This window comes from Anaerococcus sp. NML200537 (assembly GCF_026131715.1).
In the GTDB taxonomy this organism is placed as follows: domain Bacteria; phylum Bacillota; class Clostridia; order Tissierellales; family Peptoniphilaceae; genus Anaerococcus; species Anaerococcus kampingae.
Genome location: NZ_JAMXSL010000028.1, coordinates 21,411 through 31,695, shown reverse-complemented (window position 1 = coordinate 31,695; position 10,285 = coordinate 21,411). Strand labels below are relative to the sequence as shown.

Genomic DNA, 10,285 nt, shown 5'->3' with positions numbered 1-10,285 from the left:
TTCTTGCTAATTTATTTAAACTTATTTCGCCTTCTTCGTATTCTTTTATTACTTTTTTCTTTAATTCTAAACTATATTTTTTCATTGCAGCCTCTTTTCTAGCTACAACTTTTGGGGAGTCCTACAGGAACATGCGGAACGTTCCCTTGGCTCTCCCCCTTTGGCGAAGTCATCAGCTTGATGACAATAATTTATTAAAATATGAAGTTACGAAGAATTAAAGCTTATAATAATATTATCTTGGATAATAAAGCGAAAAATTATTATATTAAATAATAAAAAAGGGGTTTTAGGGGAAAGCCCCCTAAAATAATTTATCTTGGATAAAACAAGCCTTTGACTTTAGCCCCAACACTTGATATAGTTATAGTAATTGATTATTTTACAATAAGGAGAGATTTTTATGGAAACTGGGCCCTACCACAGTTTGATTACGATTTTAGTTACAATTGGATTAATTTTATTAAATGGATTTTTGACTAGCTTACATACTTCGCTTATTTCCCTTAATGGAGCTAAGCTTAGGGAGGCGGCTGAGTCAGGGGATGATAAGGCGGCTAGCCTTTTTAAGCTTGTTACCGATCAGGATAGGCTTAATCAGTCTTTTGCTATGATTAATGCTTTTTTATCCCTTACTACCCTCGCCTTTTTGGCTAAGAGGATAAGGGATATGTCTCTGCTTGCTTCCTTTATTTCAGATTCTTCTGTTTTGTTTTTTACAATTATTGCCTATATCATTATTAAGATAATTTTTGTAGACAAGATTCCGCAGAGGTTTGGGGTTAGAAATCCTATGGCCCTTTCTTCAGGGGCAAGCGGCCTTGCTAGGCTTGTTATTCTCCTTACTAGTCCCTTGGTTAAGTTTACCGACCTTATTACCAATTTTATTATGAAGATTTTTGGGATTAAGGCTAAGGATATACAAAGGGAAGTTACTGGCGAGCAGATTAAATCTATTGTCCAGATTGGAGAAGACCAGGGAATTATTCGACCTATGGAGTCTAAGATGATTCATTCTATCATGAGTTTTGATGATATCCTGGCTGAGGAGATTATGACTGCAAGGACTGATGTCTTTATGATTGATATTAATGATAAGGATAGGACTTTCCTTGAGGAGTTTGTCAAAATTAGACACAATAGGATTCCAGTTTATGAGGATGATGTGGATAATATTTTGGGTATTATCTATACCAAGGACTATCTTTTGGAGGCTACTAAGGTTGGCCTTAGTGATGTTAATATTAAAGATATCTTAAGACCGGCTCATTTTGCTCCTGATAAGATTGAAGCTGACAAGCTCTTTTCTGATATGCAAAAAAACCACATCCATATGGCTATTCTTATCGATGAATATGGTGGATTTTCTGGAGTTTTGACTATGGAAGACTTGATCGAGGAGATTGTAGGAGATATGGAGGATTCCTTTGACTATGATATTCCTGATATCAAGATTAATAACAAGAATGTCTTTGTGGTCAAGGCTTCTATTGGTATCAAGGACTTAAATGAGAAGATTCCAATTGATATAGATGAAGAAAATGAAAACTACGATTCGCTCGGCGGTTTTATTATAGATAGGCTTGGCTATATTCCAGAAAAGGATGCCAAGGAGACTATTATCTATAATGGCTACGAGATCAAAATTCTTTATATGGAAGATAATAGGATTAAGGCCTGTAGGATTCGAAAATTGAAGGAAGATGAAGATAAAAAAGAAGAGGAATAAAAAAGTCATTGCCTGTCTAGCTTTTGCTAGGTTTGTGCAATGACTTTTTTTCTATTCTTCTGCTTCTAGGTTAGGTTTTAGGATTATGGATTTTAATTTACCTTCCTGATCAAAGGCAAAGAGCAATTCTAGGTTGTCCTTATCTTTTGATACTGCTGTTATGAAGATATTTACCATGTCTTTTTTATCCTTTAGGTCTTTAAGGTTTGGGTTTGATAGGAATTGGTATTCCATGCCTGTGATTTCGCCAGCTTCATCGAAGGCCTCTTGTAAGGCTTGGTAGATTTCTTCCTTATCTGCCAAATCTGGAGTTTCCTGGTCAAATTCTTCTTTTCTTTGGTTGTAGATTAAATTTACTAGGTTGTTGGCCTTTTGGAGCTCGTCTTGGTATTTTTCTGTCATGTATTTTTGCTCTTTTTCGAAGGAATATGGGCTTATTTGATAATTTGTAAGCTTGCCATCTTTGTTCCTAACTAGAGTAAATTCCAAGCTTCCTTCTTCATTTATGCTTATTACCCTTATTATGGTATCATCTGTAGTCTCGCTTGTTTCGTTTGTTATAGCCTTTATTCCACCTATATGGCCGTAGTCATCTATTGGTTTAAAAGATGCGGCAATCTTATCACTATCCATTAGCTTTCTATAATCATCGGCTAAAAGGTTTGAAAATTCCTCGCTTCTTTTCTCATCGACAAGTCTTAGGACGCTTAAAACGAAGGCTTTGTCTTCATCTTTTATATTTTTGTCTATAAAGGTGTATTTAAGCCAAGCATCTCCTATGTCATCTTTTAGCATGACACTTTCTAGCTTATTTTCTGTATTTTCTTTTACATTAGCCTTAGGCTTTTCTTTTTTAGCACAGGCTGAAAGTGCTAGTACACATAGGCCTAGGGCTAGTAAGTTTTTAATTTTTCTCATATATCCTCCTTGAACTTATTCTTATTTTACCATAAAGGCTTGAAAAATCTTCTTTTGAGGGCCTTTCATCTTAAAATGGGCACAAAAAATCCAATCCTTTTGGATTGGCCTTAAAATTAAAATAATAGATTTTCGTCAGAAGATTCATCACTTGATAGGATTCTTAGGTCAAGCTTAACTCCCTTATCGTGGATTTTCTTAAAGTTTGCTCTATCTTCAGCATCTACAAAGACATCGTCGATTACCTTTTCTTTGCCTGGTAGTTCTCTCATGTTTCCTACGTTGATTGATTTTATATCAAGACCGCCATCTAATAGTTTTAGGGCATCTTCTGGGCCTTCTACTAGGATTAGTACCTTTTTGCCGTCGTGGTCATCTTTTATTTTTTCGATTAGGTTTTCAACGCTTAGAAATCTTGAGTCAGCGTAAAGTGGGGTAGCTATGTTCATTAGCTTTTGTGTATCTCTATCTTCTGCTACTCTATCATTTGCTACTACTATTAGGTTAGCGCCTTCTTCTTTTACCCAGCTTCTTGCAACTTGTCCGTGTAGAAGTCTGTCATCGATTCTTACAAATACTATTTCTGCCATTTTAGCCTCCTTATTTATTTTGTAATGATTGTTTAATTAATTTTATAATTTCACAAATACTATATATCACTTATAATTTAATTCAAATTTATTTTTACTTAGACCATATATTTTCTGGATAGATCCCATCATCTAGCATCTTTTTGAAGGCTTCTTGAGCTAGGGCCAAATCCTCTTTGTAGGTGATTCCTATCCATTTTTCGCTTGTTGGGATTATTGTTACTTCTGCCTTGTCACTTCTTATTAGCTCATCTATCATTTCTGGTAGAACGTATTCGCATTTTTCAAGATTGTCCTTGTTTTTTTCTAGGTATTTTATGAAGTGCTCTTCTCCTAGGTCTATAAACTCAGGGAAGGATGCCCAGAGATTCATTGATACTAAAGATTCTAGGTTGAGGAGGTCAGAGTCTAGATTTTCCTTTGATGAGAAGGTCTTAGCTTCCTTGTCATAAGAGATTTCGTGGGTTTCTATGATTTTTACTAGCTTGTTATCTTCGTTTCCTAAAGATACTCCTCTTGTGACTGTGCCGTTGTCTGATAGGGTGTTTTTAAGCTTATAGCCTGCCATGGCGATTTGAAGCTTGCCATTTTGATCCGCAGGAGTCCTTACTAAGAAGTCGTGGAGGTCTTTAAAGACTGATTTGCCATAATAATCATCTGCATTTATTACAAGAAATGGCTCTTTTACAAGGCCCTTTGTAGATAATACTGCATCTACTGTGCCCCAAGGTTTGGTTCTTGCCTTTGGAGATTCAAAGCCTCCTGGCAGATTCATATCTTGGTAGGCATATTCTACTTCGATTATTTTTTCTATCCTATTGCCTATTATTTCTTTGAAGTCTTTTTCTATGTCACGCCTTATGATAAAGACTACCTTGTCAAATCCAGCCTCGATTGCATCAAAGATTGAATAATCTATGATTGTATAACCATTTTCATCCATCTTGGCTAGTTGCTTGATGCCTGCTCCGTATCTTGATCCTATGCCTGCGGCAAGGACCACTAGACTTGTCTTCATTATTACTCCTTTTCTTGATAACCATTTGGGTTATTTTTTTGCCATCTCCAAGAATCTTCGCACATTTCATCGATTCCATTTTCTGCCTTCCAACCAAGAAGTCTGTAGGCCTTTGAGGCATCGGCGTAGGTTCTTGCTATATCTCCTTCCCTTCTTGGGACGATTTTGTAAGGGATTTCTCTACCAGATGCCTTTTCAAAGGCTCTTAGGACCTCAAGGACTGAGTAGCCCTTGCCTGTGGCAAGATTTATTATCTCAACACCTTTTAGCTCATCTATCTTATCACAAGCTAGGACATGGCCCTTGGCTAGGTCTACTACGTGGATATAATCCCTAACTCCAGTTCCATCTGGTGTATCATAATCATCACCAAAGACTCTTAAATAGTCAAGTTTTCCTACTGCTACCTGGGCGATGTATGGGAGGAGGTTGTTTGGAATGCCTTGTGGGTCTTCTCCAATTTTTCCTGACTTGTGGGCTCCGATTGGGTTAAAGTACCTGAGCAATACTACCTTCCAAGAAGGGTCGGATGTGTAAAGATCAGTCATGATTTGTTCCATCATTGACTTAGTCCAGCCGTAAGGGTTGGTGCATTCGCCTTTTGGGAAGTCTTCTGTTACAGGTACCTCTTCTGGGTCTCCATAGACTGTGGCTGATGATGAGAAGATTATATTTTTGCATCCTACTTCATTCATAGCTGCAAGGAGGGAGAGGGTCCCTGTGATGTTGTTATGATAATATTCTAGAGGCTTCTTAACAGATTCTCCTACAGCCTTAAGGGCTGCGCAGTGGATTACCACGTCTATTTTTTCATTTTTTAGGACTTCTATGAGCTTATCCTTATCAAGGACATCTGCCTCATAGAATGTTAGCTTTTTGCCAGAGATTTCTTCGACCCTGTCTAGGGCTATGGTTGAAGAATTTATGAGGTTATCATAAATTACAACCCCATAATCTTTTGCCAAAAGCTCTACTGCTATATGGCTACCGATGTAGCCGCATCCTCCAGTTATTAATACCTTTTTCATATGTCTACCTTTCTCTTATATATATTACAATTATACTATATTGTGAAGAAATTTTGAAGCTTTTAAATTTATATGAAAGCTTTATAAAGATTATATAGATAAATAATCTTAGTTTTATTAAAATAATTTGCAAATTTTCTCTTATTGAGTAAAATAGAACCATATATTAGACTAAGAAGGGAATGTGGATAGGATTTTATCTACAGAGAGGAGCCGGATGCTGCAAGGCTTTGATAAATTTATTCACTACCAACCCTGAGTTTCATGTGAGATAAGCATGACGTATGGCTGCGATAAAGCTTTCAATGAGTTTAAAATTAGGTGGAACCACGAATCTTTCGTCCTGATATCCCTTTGGGGTATCAGGATTTTTTGATTTTGGGCCTATCTGAAAAATAAGGAGAAAATTATGATTAAAATTAAATTACCAGACGGATCAGTTAAGGAATATGAAAGTGGAGTCTTGGTAGGAGATGTAACAAAGGATATCTCTGAAGGACTTTATAGGGCAGCAGTCGGTGCTGTTGTAAATGGAAAAGTTATGGGCTATGAAGAGCCTATAAATGAAGATAGCGACTTTAGAGTTGTTAAATTTGAAGATGCAGAAGGTAAGGAAATCTTCTGGCATACATCAAGCCATGTCATGGCTGCAGCTATCAAAGAGCTTTGGCCTGAGACAAAATTTGCTATAGGACCTGCCATAGCTGATGGTTTCTACTACGACATGGACCTAGAACACAGATTTACTCCAGAAGATTTAGAAAAAATTGAAAAGAAGATGAAAGAGATTGCCAAAGCTGACCTTAAGTTAGAAAGAGTTGAAGTCTCAAGGGATGAAGCCCTTAAGCTCTTTAAGGAAGAGGGCCAAGACTATAAGGTTGAACTTATAGAAGACTTACCAGCAGATGAATTAATTACTCTTTATAAGATGGGCGATGCCTTCACAGACCTTTGCAGGGGACCACACCTTGTTTCAACAAAGAAAATCAAGGCAATCAAGCTTAAAGCTATAGCAGGTGCTTATTGGAGAGGTGATTCTGATAAGGCCATGCTTCAAAGAATCTACGGTATTTCTTTTGAAAAGGCTAAGGAATTAGAAGAATACGAAGTTTTACAAGAAGAAATCAAAAGACGTGACCACAGAAAGATTGGCAAGGAAATGGACCTATTTGCCTTCCATGAAGAAGGACCAGGCTTCCCATTCTTCCATCCAAACGGCATGATTCTAATGAATGAACTTCTTGATTGGTGGAGAGGTGTTCTTGATAAGAATGGTTATGGAGAAATTAAAACACCACTTATCCTAAATGAAGACCTATGGCACAGATCAGGCCACTGGGACCACTACAAGGAAAATATGTACTTTACAAAGATAGATGATGAAGATTACGCAATTAAGCCAATGAACTGCCCAGGATCAGTTTTAACTTACGCATCTAACCAACATTCTTATAGGGACCTACCAATAAGACTTGCAGAATTTGGCCAAGTTCACAGACACGAGCTTTCAGGAACTCTTCACGGCCTATTCAGAGTTAGAACTTTCACTCAAGATGATGCCCACGTTTATTGTCTTCCAAGCCAAATCAAGGAAGAAGTTTACAAAATGATCGACCTAGCTGACCTTCTTTACTCAACATTTGGTTTTAAATATACAATAGAATTATCAACAAGACCTGATGATTATATGGGAGATATTAAGGATTGGGACTTTGCTGAAGACCAACTTAAGGCTGCCCTTGAAGAAAGAAATATAGAATATCAAATAAACCCAGGCGATGGTGCCTTCTATGGTCCAAAAATCGACTTCCACCTACTAGATGCTGCTAAGAGAGAATGGCAATGTGGTACAATCCAGCTTGACTTCCAATTACCAGCCAACTTCAACCTAGAATATGTAGATGAAGATGGTTCTAAAAAACGTCCAGTAATGCTCCACAGGGCTCTACTTGGTTCTGTCGAAAGATTTATCGGTGTCCTAACAGAACACTTTGCAGGAAGATTCCCACTTTGGATTAACCCAAGACAAGTAACAATCATCCCTGTAGCAGATAGGTTTGCAGATAAGGCAAATGAACTAGCAGACAAAATCAAAGAAGCTGGCTTTAGGGTAAATGTAGACGCAAGAAGCGAGGGAGTAGGCTATAAGATTAGGGCTGCTCAAATGATGAGAGCAAACTACATGCTAGTAGTAGGCGAAAAAGAAATCGAATCAGGCCTACTAACTGTAAGAAACAGAGATGGCGAAGAAACTAAAGATGTCAAGGTAGAAGACTTCATCTCACAAATTTCTAAGGAAAGAGATGAAAAATCAAGGGAATCAATCTATTAATATGACCTATAATGCTATAATCCTAGGCACAGACCACAACTCCTACTCGGTGGCCAGGTCCTTTTATGAGGCCTACGGCAAAAAGCCGATAGTAGCAGGCTCTGCAGTCCTTGTGCCTTTCTACAAGTCAAAGATAGCAGATGTTTATACAGCAAAGAATTTTTCATTAGATGATGAGGTCTTTGTTAAAACTTTAAATGATCTAGCCAAGGCAAGGGATGAGGAAGATTTTATCTTCTTCGCCCCAACAGAGCATTATGTAGACCTGCTCTTAAGAAATATAGATAAGCTTAACTTTTCTTATAAGGTTCCTTATCCAAATCCAGAAGAAGCTTCTAAGCTAATCAAAAAGTCTGAATTTTACAAGCTTTTAGAGAAATTTGGCCTACCATATCCTAGGACCTTTAGGGCAGCTAGAGATAATTGGAAGGACCTAGACCTTGATGGCGAGCTTTTCCTAAAGGCTGATGAATATGATGATTTCATAGCAAGTGATATAAAAGTAAAGCAAAAGGGCTACCATGTAAAAGATAGAAACGAAGCCCTAGAAGTTTTGGAAAATATCTACGATAGTAAGTATGAGGGCCATGTCATTGTCCAAGAATTTATCCACGGAGGCCAGGGTAGCGAATATTCCCTAAACGGCTATAGGGCAAAGGATGGGTCTATATCAATGGTCCTTGCTAGAAATCTCCTATCAGACATGCGTCCAATGTGGGTAGGCAACCACCTAGTCCAGGTTGACCATGACGAAAAAGCTATGTATGACCTAGCAGAGGAGATTGTGACCAACTTATCTTATGAGGGCCTTTTCAATTTAGACTTTAAAAAGGATAGCCAAAGTGGTAAGATTTATATCCTGGAGATGAATATTAGACAAGGTAGGACCTTCTATTATTCAACCCTAGGCGGAGTCAACCTCATAAAGATAGCTACAGATGATCTAATTTTAGGTAAATCTGTTAGCGAGAGGACCAAAAGGCCTTTTATGCTTACAGCTATCAACAAGGATGTGGCAAGAAGCCATGTAGATCCTTCACTATTAGAAGAATTTGACAAGAAAGAAAGAAATGAAAACTCAGCCATCCACATCATAAACAAGATGGATGATGGTTTTATGAGAAGTTTGAAAGTTAAAGAAGCCCTAAAAAGGCAAGAAAAAGAATTATTTGACTAAGCTTGAAGAGATAGAAGCAAAAAAATGCGGCTATCTCTTTATCTTGTAAAGAAAACAAAAGGAGGTTTTATGAGCGAAACAAAAGTTACAGAAAACAGAATGGGGACCATGCCTGTTGGCAAGCTTCTTTTCTCTATGTCTTTGCCGATTATTATTTCGTTTTTGGTCCAATCAGTCTATAACCTGGTCGACTCAATATTTGTGGCAAGGCTATCTGAAAAGGCCCTAACAGCAGTATCCTTGTGTTTTCCGGTCCAGAATATAATGATATCTGTGGCAGTTGGTATAGGAGTAGGATCTGCAGCCCTTATTTCAAGGTATCTAGGAATGAATGATAAGAAAAGGGTAGGCCAAATGGCAACTCACGGCTTGATTTTAGCGGTACTTGCGGCAGGAATATTTGTTTTATTTGCTATATTTTTTACATCCTTTTATGCAAGTAGCCAGTCCAAAGATCCGGAGATAATTAGATATACAGAGGAATACTTATCTACTGTTTTGATATTTTGTGGCGGGGTATTTTTTCAGATATTTTTTGAAAAGACCCTTCAATCAACAGGAAACACAGTCTACACCATGATTACTCAGGGTACAGGTGCCATCATAAATATAATCCTTGACCCAATCATGATTTTTGGCCTACTTGGTTTTCCAGCCTTGGGTGTAAGGGGAGCTGCCCTTGCGACAATCATTGGCCAAATGGGTGGAGCCCTTGTTGGTGTTTATTTCCACACCCATAAAAATAAGGAAGTTAACTTTGAATTTCACAAGTTCCGCTTCCATGGAGATATCCTAAGTCAAATATTTACAATAGGCCTTCCATCAATAATAATGAGTGGTATCGGTGCTTTTGTCCTATTTTTCATGAATGCCATGCTTTATGGATTTGGGTCATCTGCAGTAGCTGCTTATGGTATTATGTTTAAGCTCCAGTCCTTTGCCTTTATGCCAATGTTTGGTATATCAAATGCCCTTCTTGCCATAGTTTCTTTTAACTATGGAGCAAGAAATAATGAGAGGATAAAAAAAGCAATCAGGCTTTCTATGACAGCATCTTTTGCGATTGTTGGCCTATCAATAATACTTATGTGGGTCTTTACCAATCAGATTTTCGACCTCTTTGCTGCTACTGATGTCATGAGAGAGATTGGTGTACCAATGGTTAGGATAGTTTCCCTATCCCTTATCATTTCTATCCCATCAGTGGTGGGGGTAGGCGGGGTCTTTCAGGCCCTTGGCAATTGGAAGTTTCCGATTTTCCAGTCTTTCTTAAGACAGGTAATAATACTCCTTCCTATATTTTACCTATTTACAAAAACAGGCAGACTAGATATAGCTTGGTGGGCCTTTGTAATAAGTGAATTTATAAATTCCACCTTCTGTGTTTACTTCCTAAAGAGAGATATTAGAAATAAAATTGATGTATTATAAAATTTAGCTCCTAGGGGCTATTTTTTTATAAAAAAACTAGCAAGGAATCTTTATGATTTGCT

8 protein-coding genes are annotated in these 10,285 nt (G+C 37.6%); 4 read left to right on the top strand and 4 right to left on the bottom strand.

Annotation, left to right across the window (positions count from 1 at the left end; translation table 11 throughout):
- Window positions 1-403: 403 nt before the first annotated feature.
- Window positions 404-1,729, top strand: a complete 1,326-nt coding sequence (locus NH288_RS08260) for a hemolysin family protein (protein ID WP_106461291.1) — start codon at window positions 404-406, stop codon at window positions 1,727-1,729.
- A 51-nt stretch (window positions 1,730-1,780) separates the two neighbouring features.
- Here the strand turns inward: NH288_RS08260 and NH288_RS08255 are convergent, their stop codons facing one another.
- The 4 genes from NH288_RS08255 to galE form a co-directional block, all read right to left on the bottom strand.
- Window positions 1,781-2,647 carry a hypothetical protein gene (locus tag NH288_RS08255; protein ID WP_265214550.1) on the bottom strand — a complete coding sequence of 289 codons (867 nt, stop codon included), beginning with the start codon at window positions 2,645-2,647 and terminating at the stop codon, window positions 1,781-1,783.
- A gap of 116 nt (window positions 2,648-2,763) precedes the next feature.
- A complete protein-coding gene (locus tag NH288_RS08250; protein ID WP_265214549.1) occupies window positions 2,764-3,237 on the bottom strand; it encodes a PTS sugar transporter subunit IIB in 474 nt (157 codons plus the stop codon).
- Between the two features lie 94 nt (window positions 3,238-3,331).
- Window positions 3,332-4,255 carry a nucleotidyltransferase family protein gene (locus NH288_RS08245; RefSeq protein ID WP_265214548.1) on the bottom strand — a complete coding sequence of 308 codons (924 nt, stop codon included), beginning with the start codon at window positions 4,253-4,255 and terminating at the stop codon, window positions 3,332-3,334.
- 2 nt (window positions 4,256-4,257) lie between these two features.
- Window positions 4,258-5,283 (bottom strand): UDP-glucose 4-epimerase GalE, encoded by a 1,026-nt coding sequence (gene galE / locus NH288_RS08240; RefSeq protein ID WP_265214547.1) that lies wholly within the window; start codon window positions 5,281-5,283, stop codon window positions 4,258-4,260.
- A gap of 409 nt (window positions 5,284-5,692) precedes the next feature.
- Here galE and thrS point away from each other — a divergent pair, with 409 nt between their 5' ends.
- From thrS to NH288_RS08225, 3 genes are all read left to right on the top strand, one after another.
- Complete coding sequence (thrS, locus tag NH288_RS08235; protein WP_265214546.1) at window positions 5,693-7,615, top strand: threonine--tRNA ligase; 1,923 nt, start codon at window positions 5,693-5,695, stop codon at window positions 7,613-7,615.
- Window positions 7,587-8,792, top strand: coding sequence for an ATP-grasp domain-containing protein (locus tag NH288_RS08230; RefSeq protein ID WP_265214545.1), 1,206 nt, complete (start codon window positions 7,587-7,589; stop codon window positions 8,790-8,792). The genes thrS and NH288_RS08230 overlap by 29 nt, the downstream gene beginning before the upstream one ends.
- A gap of 69 nt (window positions 8,793-8,861) precedes the next feature.
- Window positions 8,862-10,223 (top strand): MATE family efflux transporter, encoded by a 1,362-nt coding sequence (locus tag NH288_RS08225; RefSeq protein ID WP_265214544.1) that lies wholly within the window; start codon window positions 8,862-8,864, stop codon window positions 10,221-10,223.
- The last annotated feature ends 62 nt before the right edge of the window (window positions 10,224-10,285 follow it).